Here is an 18,072-nt window from a genome sequence, read left to right as displayed (position 1 = left end):
CGGTGCGCCGCCGGACCTCCCGGCGGGGTGGCCCCTTCGCTTACGATGGCCGGTGCGGTCAGGTGCCCACGGCAAGGAGGGGCCCGCCGCGCCCAGCGCGAGAGAGCGTGCCAGGCCCGACCGGCAAGGAGCCAGCCTACGTGTCCGTCTTCGGCAAGATCCTGCGCGCAGGTGAGGGAAAGATCCTGCGCAAGCTGAACCGCATCGCGGAACAGGTGAAATCCATCGAAGAGGACTTCGTCAACCTGAGCGACGCGGAGCTGCGGGCCCTCACCGACGAGTACAGGCAGCGGTACGAGGACGGCGAGAGCCTCGACGACCTGCTGCCGGAGGCGTTCGCCACCGTCCGTGAGGCCGCCAAGCGGGTGCTCGGCCAGCGCCACTACGACGTCCAGATCATGGGTGGTGCCGCCCTGCACCTCGGCTACGTGGCCGAGATGCGCACCGGTGAGGGCAAGACCCTCGTCGGCACCCTGCCCGCGTACCTGAACGCGATCTCCGGCAAGGGCGTCCACCTGATCACGACCAACGACTACCTCGCCGAGCGCGACTCGGAGTGGATGGGCCGGGTCCACAAGTTCCTGGGCCTGAACGTCGGCTGCATCCTCGCCAACATGACGCCCGCCGAGCGGCGTGAGCAGTACCACTGCGACATCACGTACGGCACCAACAACGAGTTCGGCTTCGACTACCTGCGCGACAACATGGCGTGGTCGGCCGACGAACTGGTGCAGCGCGGGCACAACTTCGCGATCGTCGACGAGGTCGACTCCATCCTCATCGACGAGGCCCGCACCCCGCTGATCATCTCCGGCCCGGCGGACCAGGCCACCAAGTGGTACAGCGACTTCGCCAAGCTGGTGCTGCGCCTGAAGCTCGACCGCGACTACGAGGTCGACGAGAAGAAGCGCACCGTCGGCATCCTGGAGGAGGGCGTCACCCGGGTCGAGGACTGGCTGGGCATCGACAACCTCTACGAGTCGGTCAACACCCCTCTCGTCGGCTTCCTGAACAACGCCATCAAGGCGAAGGAGCTGTACAAGAAGGACAAGGACTACGTCGTCATGGACGGCGAGGTCATGATCGTCGACGAGCACACCGGCCGTATCCTCGCCGGCCGCCGCTACAACGAGGGCATGCACCAGGCGATCGAGGCCAAGGAGGGGGTGGAGATCCAGAACGAGAACCAGACGCTGGCCACCATCACCCTCCAGAACTTCTTCCGCCTCTACGGCAAGCTGTCCGGCATGACCGGTACGGCCATGACCGAGGCCGCGGAGTTCTACCAGATCTACAAGCTCGGCGTGGTCCCCATCCCGACCAACCGCTCCGTGCAGCGCCTCGACAAGGCGGACCTGATCTACCGCACCGAGGAGTCGAAGTTCGCGGCGGTCGTCGAGGACATCGCCGAGAAGCACGAGAAGGGCCAGCCGGTCCTGGTCGGCACGACCTCGGTGGAGAAGTCGGAGTACCTCTCCCAGCAGCTCGCCAAGCGCGGCGTGCCGCACGAGGTGCTCAACGCCAAGCAGCACGACCGTGAGGCCACGATCGTCGCCCAGGCGGGCCGCAAGGGCGCCGTCACGGTGGCCACGAACATGGCCGGCCGCGGTACCGACATCAAGCTCGGCGGCAACCCCGACGACCTGGCCGAGGCGGAGCTGCGGCAGCGCGGCCTGGACCCGGTCGAGCACGTCGAGGAGTGGGCCGCGGCGCTGCCGGAGGCGCTCAAGCGCGCCGAGGCGGCGGTGAAGGCCGAGTTCGAGGAGGTCCGCGAGCTGGGCGGCCTGTACGTGCTGGGCACCGAGCGCCACGAGTCGCGGCGCATCGACAACCAGCTGCGCGGCCGTTCCGGCCGTCAGGGCGACCCGGGCGAGTCCCGCTTCTACCTGTCGCTGGGCGACGACCTGATGCGGCTGTTCAAGGCCCAGATGGTCGAGCGCGTCATGGCGATGGCCAACGTGCCGGACGACGTGCCGATCGAGAACAAGATGGTCACCCGCGCCATCGCCTCCGCGCAGTCGCAGGTCGAGCAGCAGAACTTCGAGATCCGCAAGAACGTCCTGAAGTACGACGAGGTGCTCAACCGGCAGCGCGAGGTCATCTACGGCGAGCGCCGCCGCGTCCTGGAGGGCGAGGACCTGCACGAGCAGATCGCGCACTTCATGGACGACACCATCGACGACTACATCAAGGCGGAGACCGGCGAGGGCTTCGCCGAGGAGTGGGACCTCGATCGGCTGTGGAGCGCGTTCGCGCAGCTGTACCCGATCAAGGTCACCGTCGAGGACCTCGACGACGAGGCGGGCGACCGCGCCGGGGTCACCGCGGACCTCATCGCCGAGATGATCAAGGAAGACATCCACGAGCAGTACAAGGCCCGTGAGGACCAGCTCGGCTCGGAGATCATGCGCGAGCTGGAGCGCCGGGTCGTGCTGTCGGTGCTGGACCGCAAGTGGCGCGAGCACCTCTACGAGATGGACTACCTCCAGGAGGGCATCGGCCTGCGCGCCATGGCGCAGCGCGACCCGCTGGTGGAGTACCAGCGCGAGGGCTTCGACATGTTCAACGCGATGATGGACGGCATCAAGGAGGAGTCCGTCGGCTACCTGTTCAACCTGGAGGTCCAGGTCGAGCAGCAGGTCGAGGAGGTCCCGGTACAGGCCGAGCCGGTCGACCTGGAGAAGCAGGACGCGGTGCCGGTCGGCGCCGGGCGCCCGGAGATCCACGCCAAGGGCCTGGAGGCCCCGCAGCGTCCGGACCGGCTGCACTTCTCCGCGCCGACCGTGGACGGCGCGGGCGGCGTCATCGAGGGCGACTTCGCCGAGGACGGCGAGGGCTACGGCGCCGACTCCGACTCCGACGGTCTGACCCGCGCGGAGCGCCGCAAGGCCCAGAAGGGCGGCCGTCGCCGCAAGAAGTGACGCGAGCGCGCGACGCGCCCGCGGCCCGAGGGGCCGGATTCCGTTACGGCGGGGTCCGGCCCCTCGCCCGTGCGGGGAGCCTCGCCGGGCGGCCGTACGGGCCGCGTACGTCACCATGACGGGCCCGCCGTGTCCACGGCCGTGCAGCGCCAGCGCAGGTCGATGCCGCGTTCCAGCCGGAAGGCCAGGGCGCGCGAGGCGTCCCCCGAGGCGACCCGGGCGAACGCCTCCAGCACGCCCGGCGCCACCGCCCGGCAGCCGCAGCCGCGCACCAGCGGCACCGGCCGCCCCTTCGGCGGACGCAGTACGCCCTGCGAGGCCAGCTGCCACAGCCGATCGTACGCGGCCTCGCCCGCGGTGTGGCCCAGCATCCAGGCGACCGGGCGCTGCCCGCTCAAGACCTCCAGCAGCCGGTCGGCGAACCAGCGGTGCGGCTGCGCGCGCCGCGCGTCCCGCCGTACCGCGTCCGGAGCCGCTGCCGCTGGGGCCGCCCCGCGCGTTCCCTGCCGTACGGGGAGCGCCCCGGGGCGGCGGGCGTCGCGGCGGCTCGGGGGAGCGGTGACGGAGGGTGTCCGCCGCAGTGGTCGCGGCGCCCGCCGCCCGGCCGTCCCCGCCGAGTCGGTCGTGGCCGAAGCGGCGGAGGTACTGGTCATCGTGGTGGTCGTCATGGCCCTTGCCCCTTGCCGTCGGCAGTCGTGGTCGCTCTGCGTGATCGTCTCGATGTCAGACTTCTAACGACTGCGGGGCGCGGCCGACAAGGGAGGACCGGGCCTGTGTCAGGGGGGCCGCAAGTTCACCTATCAGGGTGATTCGTGGTCCGCCGGGGTGAACCGGGGCCCGTACCACCGGCCCCGGTGCGGGACGGGGAGTACGGCGCCCGGACCGCCGCGGTCGCGCGGATCCGCCCGAAGGGGTACCTGGCGGAGAACCGCGGCTGACCGCGGCGGCCGGTCCGACCGTATGCTGAGACCGTCCCCGTACGCAGGTCACGCCTTACGCAGGTCACCGGAGCGGCACCGATGCGCGTCTACATCCCCACCACCCTGCCCGCCCTCGCCGAGGCCCACCGGGCGGGTGAGCTGGGCCCGGCCCCGCTGGACGCCTACGCGGTCACCCCCGCCCTGCGCGAGTGGTACGTCTCCGACGACATCGAGGAGCTGGAGTACGCCGCACTGACCCGCGCCGCGCAGGCCAGCCTGCGCCTGCTCGCCGGGCAGCCGGACGCGGCCCGGCGGCGCGTCGTGGTCGCCGTCGACGTCCCCGACCAGGACGCCGCGTTCGACCCGGACCGCGGGCTCGACCCCGCCGCGCTGGGCGCGGTCCGGCTGGACTCCGCCGTGCCGCTGGCCAAGGCCGCCGCGGTGCACGTGGACGCCGACGACGCGCGCGACGACGTGACCGCCGCGGCGGCGGCGCTGGGCGCGGCGGACGCGGGCGACGACGACGCGCGTTTCACCGTGGACGGCGCGGAGGACCACGAGCTGCTGTGGTTCGCGACCCAGGAGATCCCCGGCCTGGTCGGCTGATCCCTGGCCTGATCGGCTGAGAAGGCGGCGGGCCGGTGTCCTCGCGGACGGCCCGGGAGCGGGCCGGATTCCTTGTCGGTGGCCCCGAGTAGGGTCGTCGCATGGCCAAGGACCTGACCCACATCGTGTGGGACTGGAACGGCACGCTGTTCCACGACATCGACGCCGTCATCGAGGCGACCAACGCCGCGTTCGGCGAGCTCGGCCTGCCGCCGATCACCCTCGATCGGTACCGCGAGCTGTACTGCGTGCCGGTGCCGAGGTTCTACGAACGGCTGCTCGGGCGGCTGCCCACGGACGACGAGTGGCTGGTGATGGACCGGATCTTCCACCGCCACTACTGGACCCTCGCCGGCACCTGCGGGCTCGCCGAGGGCGCCGCCGAGCTGCTCGCCGCCCACCAGTCGGCCGGGCACACCCAGTCGCTGTGCTCGCTGGCCCCGCACGACCGGCTGATACCGATCGTGGACACGCACGGCATCACCGGCCGCTTCGTCCGGGTGGACGGCGCCACCGGGCCCTCCGGCACCGGCAAGGCCGAGCACATGGCCCGCCACCTCGCTGCGCTCGGCGGCGTCCGGGCGCGGCGCACGGTGGTCATAGGCGACGCGGTCGACGACGCGGTGGCGGCCGAGCACGTGGGCGCGCTGGCGGTGCTCTACACCGGCGGTTCGCACAGCAGGGCCAGCCTGGAGGCGGCCGGGGTCCCCGTGGTCGACACGCTCGCCGAAGCGGTCAGGGAAGCGCTGCGCCTGACGGCGTGATGCCCCGGCCGCCTGATGCCCCGGCGGCTCCACGGCCTGATCGTCCGACCGCCGGGCCCGCCGCGACCGCCCTCACGTGACCGCCGTGACCGCCCTCAGTCGACCGGTGCCTTCTCGCGCAGGACCTTCAGGAACTCCCGCATCCACGCCGGGTGGTCTGGCCAGGCGCGGGCCGAGACCATCACGCCGTCGACCACGGCCTCCGCGTCGTGGAAGCTCGCGCCCGCGCTCTCCATGTCCGGCTCCAGCGCCGGGTAGGCCGCCGTGCGCCGACCGTGGAGCGCCCCGACCGCCGCCGTGATCAGCGGGCCGTGGCAGATCTGGGCGACCGGCTTGTCGGCGTCGAAGAAGGCCTTGAGGATCTTGCGCAGCAGCGGGTCGTTGCGCAGGTACTCCGGGGCCCGGCCGCCGGGAATCACCACGGCCGCGTACTGGCCGGCGTCGACCTCGGAGAAGGCCAGGTCGGCGGGCCAGGTGTAGCCGGGCTTCTCGGTGTAGGTGTCGAAGCCCTCCTCGAAGTCGTGCACGACGAACCGCAGCTTCTTCGCGGACGGCGCCGCGAGGTGGACCTCGTACCCCTCCTCGCGCAGCCGCTGGTACGGGTAGAGCACTTCCAGCGACTCCGCCGCGTCGCCGGTCACGATGAGAACCTTCGGTGCCATGGCGTCCTCCCGCCTTCCCGTCACACCGCTCCCGCCCTCACGCTCCACGCTGCACCGCCCGGCGCCCTTTGCCAACCGGGGCCGCGGGCGGGACCTCGGGGACGGAGGGGGCGTACGCGGGGCGCGTCCCGGCGCGCGTTCGGCGCACTGTCCAAAGCGTCGAAGACGGGGATGTGGCCTTGTACACAAACGGTCCCTGACAGCTCCCCTCCCAGGAGCGATAGCCTTACCTGGTGATCAGCGCGATACCGAGCGACGGCGACGAAGCCGTCGAGCTGCGCCGCCGGCGGAATCCCGCCCGGCGCCCCGCTGGTCGTCACATCCGGGTCACAACACCGAACGCGCACCCGGATCGGCCCTTTCGAGGCATAACGTCGTCCCCGAACGGCAACACCGCGCCGGGGCGACGCGCACATCAATCCCGACGTCACGCAACGGCGCGCGACAGGAGTCAGAGGACATGCAGACCAAGCTGGACGAAGCCAAGGCCGAGCTGCTCGACCGGGCGGCACGGGTAGCTGAGAACAGCCCGGCGGGGGGACTACCTGACGAGGGCCTCGACGCGGAGGCCATCGGAACGTTCCTCCAGCGCTACTACCTGCACACCGCACCCGAGGACGTCGTGCACCGTGACCCGGTGGACGTCTACGGCGCCGCGCTGTCGCACTACCGCCTCGCCGAGGTCCGCCCGCAGGGCACGGCGAACGTACGGGTCCACACCCCCTCCGTCGAGGAGAACGGCTGGACCTGCAGTCACACCGTCGTCGAGGTCGTCACCGACGACATGCCCTTCCTGGTGGACTCGGTCACCAACGAGCTGTCCCGCCAGGACCGCGCCATCCACGTCGTCATCCACCCGCAGGTCGTCGTCCGCCGTGACGTCACCGGCAAGCTGCTGGAGATCCTCGGCACCAGCAACCTGGTCGAGGCCGCCGGAGCCGGTCTGCCCGGCGCCCAGCTGCCGCACGACGCGCTGATCGAGTCGTGGATCCACGTCGAGGTGGACCGCGAGACCGACCGCGCCGACCTCAAGCAGATCACCTCCGACCTGCGCCGCGTGCTGTCCGACGTGCGCGAGTCCGTCGAGGACTGGACCAAGATGCGCGACGCCGCGCTGCGCATCGCCGACGAGCTGGCCGCCACCCCGCCCGCGCTGCCGGAGCAGGAGGTCGGTGAGGCGTGGGAGCTGCTGCGCTGGCTCGCCGACGACCACTTCACCTTCCTCGGCTACCGCGAGTACAAGCTGACGACCGGGACGACCGCGGACGGCACCGAGGAGGACGTGCTGACCGCCGTCCCCGGCACCGGCCTGGGCATCCTGCGCTCCGACCCGGTGCACCGAGAGGAGGAGGGCGGCAAGCCGATCGCCTCCTCGTTCAACCGGCTGCCCGCCGACGCCCGCGCCAAGGCCCGCGAGCCGCACCTGCTGATCCTCACCAAGGCCAACAGCCGCTCCACCGTGCACCGCCCCTCGTACCTCGACTACGTGGGCGTCAAGACCTTCGACTCCGAGGGCAACGTCACCGGTGAGCGCCGCTTCCTCGGGCTGTTCTCCTCCGCCGCGTACACCGAGTCCGTCACCCGGGTGCCCGTGGTCCGCCGCAAGGTGCAGGAAGTGCTGGCGGGCGCCGGGTTCGGCCCCGACAGCCACGACGGCCGGGACCTGCTGCAGATCCTGGAGACCTACCCGCGCGACGAGCTGTTCCAGACCGGTGCGGACGAGCTGCGGCCCATCGTCACCAGCGTCCTGTACCTCCAGGAACGCCGCCGGCTGCGGCTGTTCCTGCGCCAGGACGAATACGGCCGCTACTACTCGGCGCTGGTCTACCTGCCGCGCGACCGCTACACCACCGAGGTGCGGCTGCGGCTGACCGAGATCCTGCGCGAGGAACTCCAGGGCCGCACCGTCGACTTCACCGCCTGGAACACCGAATCGGTGCTCTCCCGGCTGCACTTCGTCATCCGCGTCGCCCCCGGCACCCGCCTGCCGGAACTGACCGACAGCGAGATCGACCGCATCGAGGCCCGCCTGGTGGAGGCCGCCCGCTCCTGGCAGGACGGCTTCACCGAGGCGCTCGGCGCCGAGTGCGGCGAGGAGCGCGCCGCCGAACTCGCCCGCCGCTACACACACGCCTTCCCCGAGGGCTACAAGGCCGACTTCTCCGCCCGCACCGCGGTCGCCGACCTCCAGCACCTCGAACAGCTCGCCCCTGAGGGCGACTTCACCCTCAGCCTCTACGAGCCGGTCGGCGCCGGACCGGGCGAGCGCCGCTTCAAGATCTACCGCACCGGCGCCCCGGTCCTGCTCACCGAGGTACTGCCGGTCCTGGAGCGCCTCGGCGTCGAGGTCGTCGACGAGCGGCCGTACGAGCTCAAGCGCGCCGACCACTCCAAGGCGTGGATCTACGACTTCGGCCTGCGCCTGGACCGTTCGCTCGGCGACCTGGGCGACGACGCCCGCGAGCGCTTCCAGGAGGCGTTCTCCGCCACCTGGACCGGCGAGGCGGAGAACGACGGCTTCAACGCGCTGGTGCTGCGCGCCGGGCTGACCTGGCGCGAGGCGATGGTGCTGCGCGCGTACGCCAAGTACCTGCGGCAGGCCGGCGCCACCTTCAGCCAGGAGTACATGGAGGAGACCCTCCGCACCAACGTCCACACCACCCGGCTGCTGGTCAACCTCTTCCAGGCCCGCATGTCGCCCGACCACCAGCGGGCCGGTGCCGAGCTGACCGACGGGCTGCTGGAGGAGCTGGACGGCGCGCTGGACCAGGTCGCCTCGCTCGACGAGGACCGCATCCTGCGCGCGTTCCTCACCCTGATCAAGGCGACGCTGCGCACCAACTACTTCCAGCTGGACGGCGACGGCCACGCCCGCCCGTACCTGTCGATGAAGTTCGACCCGCAGGCCATCCCGGAGCTGCCCGCGCCGCGCCCGGCCTACGAGATCTGGGTCTACTCGCCGCGCGTCGAGGGCGTCCACCTGCGGTTCGGCAAGGTCGCCCGCGGTGGCCTGCGCTGGTCGGACCGCCGGGAGGACTTCCGCACCGAGGTCCTGGGCCTGGTCAAGGCGCAGATGGTCAAGAACACCGTCATCGTGCCGGTCGGCGCCAAGGGCGGCTTCGTCGGCAAGCGGCTGCCGGACCCGGCGGCCGACCGTGACGCGTGGCTGGCCGAGGGCATCGCCTCGTACAAGACGTTCATCTCGGGTCTGCTCGACATCACCGACAACCTGGTCGGCGGCGAGGTCGTGCCGCCCAAGGACGTCGTGCGGCACGACGGCGACGACACCTACCTGGTGGTCGCCGCCGACAAGGGCACCGCGGCCTTCTCCGACATCGCCAACGAGGTCGCGATCTCCTACGGCTTCTGGCTCGGCGACGCCTTCGCCTCCGGCGGCTCGGTCGGCTACGACCACAAGAAGATGGGCATCACCGCCAAGGGCGCCTGGGAGTCGGTCGAGCGGCACTTCCGCGAGATGGGCCACGACACCCAGGAAGAGGACTTCACGGTCGTCGGCGTCGGCGACATGTCCGGCGACGTGTTCGGCAACGGCATGCTGCTGAGCGAGCACATCCGCCTGGTCGCGGCCTTCGACCACCGGCACATCTTCCTCGACCCGGAGCCCGACGCGGCGTCCTCGTACGCCGAGCGGCGCCGGATGTTCGAACTGCCGCGCAGCAGCTGGGCCGATTACGACACCAAGCTGATCTCGGCCGGCGGCGGCGTGCACCCGCGCACCGCCAAGTCCATCGTGATCACCTCGCAGGTGCGCAGGGCGCTGGGCATCGAGTCCGGCGTCGCGAAGATGACGCCCGCGGAACTGATGAAGGCCATCCTCCAGGCCCCGGTGGACCTGCTGTGGAACGGCGGCATCGGCACGTACGTGAAGGCGTCCACCGAGTCGCACGCCGACGTCGGCGACAAGGCCAACGACGCGATCCGCGTCAACGGCGACGAGCTGCGCGTCAAGGTGGTCGGCGAGGGCGGCAACCTGGGCCTGACCCAGCTGGGCCGCATCGAGTTCGCCCGCAGCGGCGGCCCCGGCGGCAACGGCGGCCGGATCAACACCGACGCCATCGACAACAGCGCGGGCGTGGACGCCTCGGACCACGAGGTCAACATCAAGATCCTGCTCAACTCGGTCGTCGCGGACGGCGACATGACCGTCAAGCAGCGCAACTCGCTGCTGGCGGAGATGACCGACGAGGTCGGCTCGCTGGTGCTGCGCAACAACTACGCGCAGAACGTGGCGCTCGCCAACTCCATGGCCCAGGCGCACAGCCTGCTCCCCGCCCAGCAGCGCTTCATGCGCCGCCTGGTGCGCGACGGCCACCTGGACCGGGCGCTGGAGTTCCTGCCCACCGACCGCCAGATCCGCGAGCGGCTCAGCGCGGGGCAGGGGCTGACCGACCCCGAGACCAGCGTGCTGCTCGCCTACACCAAGATCACGGCGGCCGACGAGCTGATCGCCACCGACCTGCCGGACGACCCGTACCTGCGCTCGCTGCTGCACGCGTACTTCCCGCACGCGCTGCGTGAACGGTTCGCCACCCAGGTCGACGGGCACGCGCTGCACCGCGAGATCATCACCACGCTGCTGGTCAACGACACCGTCAACACCGGTGGCACGACGTTCCTGCACCGGCTGCGCGAGGAGACCGGCGCGTCCACCGAGGAGATCGTGCGGGCGCACACCGCCGCCCGGGCCATCTTCGACCTGGCCCGGATCTGGGACGACGTCGAGGCGCTGGACAACGTGGTGGCGGCCGACGCGCTGACCCGCATCCGGCTGCACTCGCGGCGGCTGGTCGAACGCGGCACCCGCTGGCTGCTCAACAACCGCCCGCAGCCGCTCCAGATCGCCGAGACCATCGAGTTCTTCGGCGAGCGCGTCGCGGCGGTCTGGGCGCAGCTGCCCAAGCTGATGCGCGGCGCCGACCTGGACTGGTACCAGGGCATCCACGACGAGCTGACCGGCGCCGGGGTCCCGGAGGAACTGGCGAATCGGGTCGCGGGCTTCTCCTCGATCTTCCCCGCGCTCGACATCGTCGCGGTCGCCGACCGGGTCGAGAAGGACGCGCTGGACGTCGCCGAGGTCTACTACGACCTGGCCGACCGGCTGTCCATCACGAAGCTGCTCGACCGCATCATCGAGCTGCCGCGGGCCGACCGCTGGCAGTCGATGGCGCGGGCGGCGATCCGCGAGGACCTGTTCGCGGCGCACGCGGCGCTGACCCAGGACGTGCTGTCGGCCGGCAACGACGCCTCCACGCCGGAGCAGCGCTTCGAGGAGTGGGAGCGCAAGAACGCGGCGCTGCTGGGCCGTGCCCGCACCACGCTGGAGGAGATCCAGGGCTCGGAGTCCTTCGACCTGGCGAACCTCTCGGTGGCGATGCGGACCATGCGCACCCTGCTGCGCACGCACAGCTGACCCGCTGAAGCAGCTGTCCCGCTGAAACGACGAGGGGCCCGCGGCACACGCCGCGGGCCCCTTCGCCGTCGCCGGGCGCCCTACGGCGTGAGGCTCACCAGCCGTTCGCCGGTGGCGTGATGGACCGCGACGACCCTGCCCCCGTACGGCACGGGCTGGCCGCGGTCGAGGAACGCCCAGCGCGCGTGGTAGCGGGTGGCGATCAGCCGCTGCACGGACGCGGTGGCGTGCGGCGAGAAGTAGACGCGCACGTCGTGGGCGCGGCGGTCGCGCACCTGGGGCGTGAGCGAGGGGTCCGGCCAGGTGTCGGAGACCAGGAACATCCCGTACGCGGGCAGCACGTGGGTGGCGTGGAAGTCGTCGGTGAGCACCGTGTCGCCCACCGGCACGCGGTCCGCCACCCACGCGTAGCTCGGCCACGTCACCAGGTGCGTCAGCCGCACCGGCCCGATCGGCGGCAGCCTCACGATCGCGGCGGTCTGCACCAGCAGCCCCAGGCACGCGGCGGCCGCCGCCACCGCGGCCAGCACCTTGCGCGCGACCGGCCACGGCCGGGCCCGGGTCAGCTCGACCGCCAGCGCGAACTGCGGCGGGAACAGCAGCAGTCCGAAGATCCGCCCGTAGGTGTAGTGCCCGCTGAACCAGCCGTACGCGGCGATGGCGATGTCGGCGAGCCACAGCAGCGGCAGCGGATCCATCCGGTGCCGCCGCCAGCGCATCACCAACGCCGGGATGCCGACGGCGCTCAGGCCGTACCAGGTGACCAACCGCCGCCCGTACAGCGCCTTGTGGAACTTGTCGACGGTGGTGTCGCCGGCCAGCCCGAAGACGTCGTAGTACGGCCACAGCACCGCGATCGCCACCGCGACGCCCACCGTCAGCAGCCAGCGCGCCACCACCCGGCGGTCCCAGCCGCGCTGCCAGCCCGCGACGATCGCCGCGATGCCGGCCGCCGCGCCGATCGAGGTGATCGGGTGGATCAGCAGGATCAGGCCCATGCTCACGCCCACCACCGCATGCGTCAGCGGCGAGCAGCGGCGGCGCGCGGCGCGGGCGGTCAGCGCCCAGGTGTGCAGGGTCAGTCCGATGGCGAACGCGGACGGGAAGGTCAGATTGCGCGTCATCGCGCTGACGTTGAGGAACCCGCTCCAGGCGGCCGGGCGGATCCCCCACAGCAGCATCATCGCGGCGAGCGCCAGCACCGGCACCCAGCGGTTGCGGCTGAGGGTGCGGGAGAACGCGGCGACGCCCGTCAGCAGCACCGCGAGGTTCACCGCGCCCCAGCCGCGCAGCACCTGCCAGCCCGCCAGCCCGGTCGCCTTGGCGATGACGCCCAACACCACGATCAGCGGCGAGTAGTAGGGGCTGTCGGTGCCCGGCAGGTCGACCAGCGGATTGGCCGGATGCAGCGGGTGCGCCTTGACACGTTCGACGGCGGAGGCGTGCTGGCCGAAGTCGGAGATGATGTTGTTGCGCCACGCCAGCACGTTCACCAGCACGAAGAAGACGCCCGCCACGACGACGTACGGGCTCGGCCGCCGCGGCCTCAAGTACCGCTCGCGCCAGCCCGGTTGGGGCCCGCGGTCGGCCGTGTCCGGGTCTCGCGCGTGGTCCGCGTCCCGCGCGTGGTCCGCGCCGATCGTGCGGGTGTCCGTCGTGGCGTCTGTCATGGGTCTCCCACCCTCTCGCCCAGCACCGAGAAGGATGACCGCGCCAGGGTTACGGGCAGGGGGCGCGCGGGCTGCGGGCGTCCGACGCCCGGCGGTATGTTTTGTGACGTGCGGGAAGCTTTGGGGCGCGGCCATGTGTCCGATTGGCGCTGGTTCGTGGGCTTCATCCTGTGAATCAGGTCACCCGTCGGGGTTGCGCGGCCCCTCGCACTTGCGTACCCCCGGTGGGTTCTGACTAGCGTCGAGCCGATGACTACAGCGGACACCTTGCGCAAGAGCGACCCCGTCGCGGGAGAACCACCGGCGGAAGCAGCGGTGCCGCCAAGACCTCGCCCCGCCCGTGACCCGTTCTTCGACAACGCGAAGTTCCTGCTGGTCGTCCTGGTCGTCATCGGCCACAACTGGTATCCGCTCATCGGCGAGTCACGCGCGGTCAAGGCCGCGTACATGGTCGTCTACGCGTTCCACATGCCCGCGTTCATCCTGCTCAGCGGCTACTTCTCCCGGAACTTCGAGGCCCGCCCCGACCAGGTGCGCAGGCTCGTCAAGTCCGTGCTCCTGCCCTACCTGATCTTCCAGGCCATCTACCTGGCCGTCATAGACCGGATCAACGGCACCCACTTCACGATGAACTGGAACTACCCCAGCTATCTGTGCTGGTTCCTGGTCGCGTTGTTCGCCTGGCGGCTGACCACGCCGCTGTGGAAGGCGCTGCCGCAGCCCATCGTGATCGCGGTGCTCGTCTCCATCGTCGCCGGTCTGATGAACGTAGGCGTGGACTTCGCCTCCGCCCGCATCCTGGAGTTCCTGCCCTGGTTCGTGGCCGGGCTGTCCATGAAGCCGGAACACTTCCAGTGGCTGCGGCGCTCGTCGGTGCGCCGCTGGAGCGCCGCCGCCGTGCTGGTCGCGCTGCCCGTCGCCTACCTGCTGGCCCCCGCCGCGAACGTCAAGTGGCTGGACAACGAGTGGGGCACCGAGACCCTCGGCGTCGGCGACGCGGAGTACGTCGGCATACGGCTCGCGCTGCTGCTGGCCAGCACGGTCATGGTGATCTCGGTGCTGGCGCTGGTCCCGCGCCGCAAGCTGTGGTTCACCGCGCTCGGCGCGGTCACCATGTACCCGTACCTGCTGCACGGGCTGGTGGTGCAGGCCGGCGAGTGGGCGGGCGTGCACAACGCGGTCGCCAAGGACGGGCCGCTCGCCATCGTCTCGCTGACCGCGGGCGCGGTACTGCTGGCACTGGTGCTGGCCTCCCCGCCGGTGCGGAAGCTGGCGCACTGGGCGGTCGAGCCGTCGGTGCCGCGCCCGCCGAGCCCCAGGGCGCTGCTGGGCCGCTGAGCCCTCGCGAGGGCCGCTGAGTCCGGAAGTCTCGAAGGGGCGCGGACGTCGATGACGTCCGCGCCCCTTCGCATTGCCGGGACCGTCCCCTTCGCGTTGCCGGGCCTTCGCGTTGCCGGGCCGCCTCGCGCGGCCGGTCGCTCCCGCGCGCTACGACGACTCCGCCGCGCGGACCAGCGCGCTCGCCAGCAGGGCCAGGTCGGTCGGGCCGTTGCCCAGCTCGCGCGGCGTCCTGCGGGTCGGCGGGTCGCCCATCCGCTCCCACTCCAGCGGCACGACCGTGGGCCGCAGCGTCGCCGTACGCGGGATGCGGCCGCTGACCCGGCCCGCCTGGAACGGCGTCACCCCGCCGTCCGGCCTGCGCAGATAGCCCCGCCCCGGGACCGCCTCGTCCAGCCCGGCCGGGTCCTCGACGTGCACCAGCAGCGCCGCCGACTCCGGGTCCTCGGTGCGCAGCGCGATCCGCAGCCGCGACAGCTCGTCCGCCTCGGTGCCCGCGGTGCGCTCCGGGCGCCCGGTGGACAGCACCAGGTGGACCCCGAGGCGGGCACCCGCCCGGGCCGCCGCCTCCACCGCGCGGACCACGGAACCCGCCGCGGGCCGCCCAGGACTGCCCAGCGCGGGCGCGGTCAGCGCGTCGAAGTCGTCGACCACGACCACCAGCCGGGGCAGCTCTTCACCCGTACGGGTGCGCAGCTTCAGCGACCCCTGCGCCGATCCCCGCGCCATCTCCAGCGCCGATTCCCGCGCCGATTCCCGCGTCGATCCCCGAGCCGATTCCCGCGCCGAGGGCGAGCGGCCCGCCTCCGGGGCCTGCGCGGAACGCTCGGCGGGTCCCGCGTCGGCCCGGGCGCGTGGGGCGGCCAGCTGCCCGGCGAGCGCCCGCTCGGCCTGCCAACGGTCGAAGGGCATGCCGTCCAGCACCTCCTCGCGCCGCTTCAGCTCAGCCGTCAGACCCTGCGCGAACTCCCGCATCCGGACCGGGTCACCGGCCGCCAGATGCGTGCCGACCTGCGGCAGGTCGGTACAGACCCGCAGGCCCTCGCCGCGCTCCGGCGCGCCGTCGACCAGCACCAGTTCCAGCCGTTCCGGGCGGGCGGAGGCGGCGAGCGCCGCTGCCACCGACCGCAGCAACTCCGTCTTGCCCGAGCCGGGCGCCCCGCCGACCAGCAGATGCGGGCCCTCGGCGGCCAGGTCCACGGTCACCGGACCCTCGGGCCCCGTGCCCAGCGCGGCCCGCGGCGCGTCCGCCCCGGCGCTCCAGCGCGCCGCGACCTTCGACGGCGTGGCCACCGCCAGATCGAGCGCGTCCAGCAACCGGGCCGACGTCGGCAACGCGGTACGCGACGCACGCCCCGCCCGGTCGGACTCCCGCAACGGCGCCAGCGCCCGCGCGAACCGCTCGGCCCAGGCGGGCGAGACCGCGTCCACCGTGACGTGCGACGGGCCGCCGGGCGACAGGCTCAGCGTGGTCGCCACCTCACCGTCCAGCCGGGCCGTCGCGCCGCACCGGGCGACCGGCTCCTGCGGCGCGGCGGCCAGGCACACCACGTGCACCCCGGCGGCGGGACCCGCCTGCGCCAGCCGCGCCACGCTCTCGCGCAGCGCCGCGGAACCCGGGTCGCCGTCCACCACGAGCAGGGTCGACGGGCCGCAGCGCCGGGCCGCGGCCTCGGCGACCGCGCTCTCGGCCGCCGTCGCCCAGCCCGGGCCCAGCGGTCCGTCCTCCAGCCGCCGGGCCAGCTCGGCGGTGCGCGCCTCGGCCTGGTCGCGGTCGAAGGCGAGCAGCAGACGGCAGTCCTGGCCGTGCGCCGGACGCAGGTGCGGCAGCCAGGTCAGCCACGACCACTCCTCGACGCGCTGCTCGGCCGGGCGCGCGCGGTCCGCGCTGAGCAGCACGACCTCCAGGGCGGCGGGGGAGTGCAGCGCGCACAGCTGCGCGACGACCGCGCGGGCCAGGCCGCTCAGCCTCGGGCGCGGGCCGGTCAGCGCCAGCGAACCGGTACGCCGCAGGTCGACGGTGACCGGGACGGCGGGCAGGGTGCCGAGCGCGGTGGGCAGGTCGGCGGTGCCCAGCCGCACGGTCAGGGCCGCCGGGTGGTCCGGGCCGCGCTCCCACAGGCGGGGGCCGGGGCCGATCGCGGTGACCAGGACGGTGGCCGGATCCGGCGACCGTTCGCGCAGCGCGGCGGCCTCGGCGGCGAGCCGGTCGGCGTCCTCGCGGCCCGACCCGGCGCGCCCGCCGCCCGGCCGCCCGGAGGTGATCCGCCGCGCCCAGGCGCCTATGGCACCGCCGCGGCCGGTGTCCTGGCCGGGGGAGGCGGCGTCGCGTCCTGTACCGGTCCGGCCCGGCGCGTCCCCGCGTCCGGCGAGCGTGACGGCGTCCCGGCTCGCCGACGGCAGCCGGTCCCGGGTGTCCGCCCGCCCGTCACCGCCGAACGCCCCGCCGGGAGCGGAGCCCGCGACACCGGGGCCGGGGCGGCGGGCATCCGCGTCGGAGAGGCGGGCGTCCGCGTCGGAGAGGCCCGGGCTCGCGTCAGAGGGGCCCGGGCCCGCGTCGGAGAGCGGCGTATCGCCGGACGTCGTGCGGGCCCCCGCGCCGCTCGCCGCGTCGGCCCCCGTACCGGACCCGGACGCGCGCCCGTCGCCGGACCATCGCGCGGTCGGGGCGCCGGGCCCGCCCTGGCCGCCCGACCCCAGCGGTCCGCGCGGCGCCGGGACCCGGCCCGCGCCTGAGCCCGGAGTCACCCGAAGGTGTCCCTCGGCGTCGGGCACCACGGGAGGCCCCGGAGGGAGCGGAGGCGTACCGCCGTCGTGCGCGGCCGCCGGCTCCAGCCGCAGCGTGGTCTCGCCCGTCCGCAGCAGCGCCCCCGGGGCCAGCGGCACCGGACGCGGTCCGACCGGGCGGCCGTCGAGGTACGTGCCGTTGGTCGAGCCCAGGTCGGCGACGGAGAAGCGGCCGTCCGCGTCGAGCGTGACCACGCAGTGCAGCCGGGAGACGTCCGGGTCGTCCAGCGGCACGTCGGCGTCGGCGGACCTGCCGATGCGCACCTGGCCGCCCTGGAGCAGATGGACGCCGCCCGCGTCGGGCCCGCCCACGACGAGCAGCCGGGCCGGGGCGGCGGGCGTCGGGTGCCCGGCGTGCAGCGGGCCCTCGTGACCCGGGTCGGCCGGGGCGTGCAGGGAGAGCACCGCGCCGTCCACCAGCGGCGGCACGCCCAGCACCGAGGCGTTGGGATCCAGGCGCCGGGTGCCCGCGTAGAGCACCACGGAGGAACCGGAACCGGACGAGCGCACCGGCTGTCCGGATCCGGCGCTCGTCGCGAGCGCGCCCGCCACCGCGCCGAGCGCCGTGCCCGCGGGGGCGGTCACCAGCACGTCACGGGCGCGAGCACCGCGCGGCCCCAGGACGGTCAGCCGGATCTGCATCGTCGTCCGCGTCCCTTCACCAGGAAGCCCGGCGGGGGCGCTGTCTCCCCCACCGCGTCGTACGGAAGGCATCCTCCCACCCGCCACTGACACCCCGCCCTCGGCATCCCCCGGAACGATCTTGTCCGGTCACGGGTGGATCACCAGTGGATCAAGGGTGGACCGCACACGGACCGTGAGCGGACGAATTCGGACGGAACGTGACGCGGTCCCGAAGCAGCCCGAAGCGGCGGCCGAGCGGCTCCCGAGGCCGTCCCGAGGCCGTCCCGAAGCGGCCCGAAGCGGCGCCCGCGTGGCCTCACGCGCCGTCCCGAAGCGGCGCCCCGAGCGG

9 protein-coding genes are annotated in these 18,072 nt (G+C 72.9%); 5 read left to right on the top strand and 4 right to left on the bottom strand.

The window, feature by feature from the left end:
* The first annotated feature begins 140 nt into the window (after positions 1–140).
* On the top strand, positions 141–2,921 hold the full coding sequence (secA, locus tag K7472_RS24745) for a preprotein translocase subunit SecA (protein WP_222980752.1): 2,781 nt from the start codon (positions 141–143) through the stop codon (positions 2,919–2,921).
* A gap of 110 nt (positions 2,922–3,031) precedes the next feature.
* Here the strand turns inward: secA and K7472_RS24740 are convergent, their stop codons facing one another.
* Entirely contained in the window at positions 3,032–3,589 is a 558-nt protein-coding gene (locus K7472_RS24740; RefSeq protein ID WP_252396170.1) for an Rv3235 family protein, read from the bottom strand.
* Positions 3,590–3,940: 351 nt separating this feature from the next.
* On the opposite strand from K7472_RS24740, the gene K7472_RS24735 reads away from it, so the two are divergent.
* Together K7472_RS24735 and K7472_RS24730 are read left to right on the top strand one after the other, a co-directional pair.
* Complete coding sequence (locus tag K7472_RS24735) at positions 3,941–4,447, top strand: DUF6912 family protein (protein WP_222980751.1); 507 nt, start codon at positions 3,941–3,943, stop codon at positions 4,445–4,447.
* Between the two features lie 101 nt (positions 4,448–4,548).
* Positions 4,549–5,211 carry an HAD family hydrolase gene (locus K7472_RS24730; protein WP_222980750.1) on the top strand — a complete coding sequence of 221 codons (663 nt, stop codon included), beginning with the start codon at positions 4,549–4,551 and terminating at the stop codon, positions 5,209–5,211.
* Positions 5,212–5,306: 95 nt separating this feature from the next.
* Here K7472_RS24730 and K7472_RS24725 read toward each other — a convergent pair whose 3' ends face one another.
* Entirely contained in the window at positions 5,307–5,873 is a 567-nt protein-coding gene (locus K7472_RS24725) for a DJ-1/PfpI family protein (RefSeq protein WP_222980749.1), read from the bottom strand.
* Positions 5,874–6,333: 460 nt separating this feature from the next.
* Here K7472_RS24725 and K7472_RS24720 point away from each other — a divergent pair, with 460 nt between their 5' ends.
* On the top strand, positions 6,334–11,304 hold the full coding sequence (locus K7472_RS24720; protein ID WP_222980748.1) for an NAD-glutamate dehydrogenase: 4,971 nt from the start codon (positions 6,334–6,336) through the stop codon (positions 11,302–11,304).
* 80 nt (positions 11,305–11,384) lie between these two features.
* Here the strand turns inward: K7472_RS24720 and K7472_RS24715 are convergent, their stop codons facing one another.
* Positions 11,385–12,974, bottom strand: coding sequence for a hypothetical protein (locus K7472_RS24715; protein ID WP_252396169.1), 1,590 nt, complete (start codon positions 12,972–12,974; stop codon positions 11,385–11,387).
* Between the two features lie 249 nt (positions 12,975–13,223).
* On the opposite strand from K7472_RS24715, the gene K7472_RS24710 reads away from it, so the two are divergent.
* Positions 13,224–14,312, top strand: coding sequence for an acyltransferase family protein (locus K7472_RS24710; protein WP_222980747.1), 1,089 nt, complete (start codon positions 13,224–13,226; stop codon positions 14,310–14,312).
* A 150-nt stretch (positions 14,313–14,462) separates the two neighbouring features.
* Here the strand turns inward: K7472_RS24710 and K7472_RS24705 are convergent, their stop codons facing one another.
* Positions 14,463–17,741, bottom strand: coding sequence for an FtsK/SpoIIIE domain-containing protein (locus K7472_RS24705; protein WP_222980746.1), 3,279 nt, complete (start codon positions 17,739–17,741; stop codon positions 14,463–14,465).
* Between the last annotated feature and the right edge of the window lie 331 nt (positions 17,742–18,072).

Origin of the sequence: Streptantibioticus parmotrematis (assembly GCF_019890615.1) — a bacterium.
Classification (GTDB): domain Bacteria; phylum Actinomycetota; class Actinomycetes; order Streptomycetales; family Streptomycetaceae; genus Streptantibioticus_D; species Streptantibioticus_D parmotrematis.
The sequence above is the reverse complement of the archived record's forward strand: the minus strand, read 5'-3'. Positions and strand labels throughout refer to the sequence as shown.

Bases quoted from the DNA above. Each gene is read 5' to 3' on its own strand.
- K7472_RS24740 (WP_252396170.1), bottom strand. From the start codon at position 3,589: ATGACGACCACCACGATGACCAGTACCTCCGCCGCTTCGGCCACGACC.
- K7472_RS24735 (WP_222980751.1), top strand. From the start codon at position 3,941: ATGCGCGTCTACATCCCCACCACCCTGCCCGCCCTCGCCGAGGCCCAC.
- K7472_RS24730 (WP_222980750.1), top strand. From the start codon at position 4,549: ATGGCCAAGGACCTGACCCACATCGTGTGGGACTGGAACGGCACGCTG.
- K7472_RS24725 (WP_222980749.1), bottom strand. From the start codon at position 5,873: ATGGCACCGAAGGTTCTCATCGTGACCGGCGACGCGGCGGAGTCGCTG.
- K7472_RS24720 (WP_222980748.1), top strand. From the start codon at position 6,334: ATGCAGACCAAGCTGGACGAAGCCAAGGCCGAGCTGCTCGACCGGGCG.
- K7472_RS24715 (WP_252396169.1), bottom strand. From the start codon at position 12,974: ATGACAGACGCCACGACGGACACCCGCACGATCGGCGCGGACCACGCG.
- K7472_RS24710 (WP_222980747.1), top strand. From the start codon at position 13,224: ATGACTACAGCGGACACCTTGCGCAAGAGCGACCCCGTCGCGGGAGAA.
- K7472_RS24705 (WP_222980746.1), bottom strand. From the start codon at position 17,741: ATGCAGATCCGGCTGACCGTCCTGGGGCCGCGCGGTGCTCGCGCCCGT.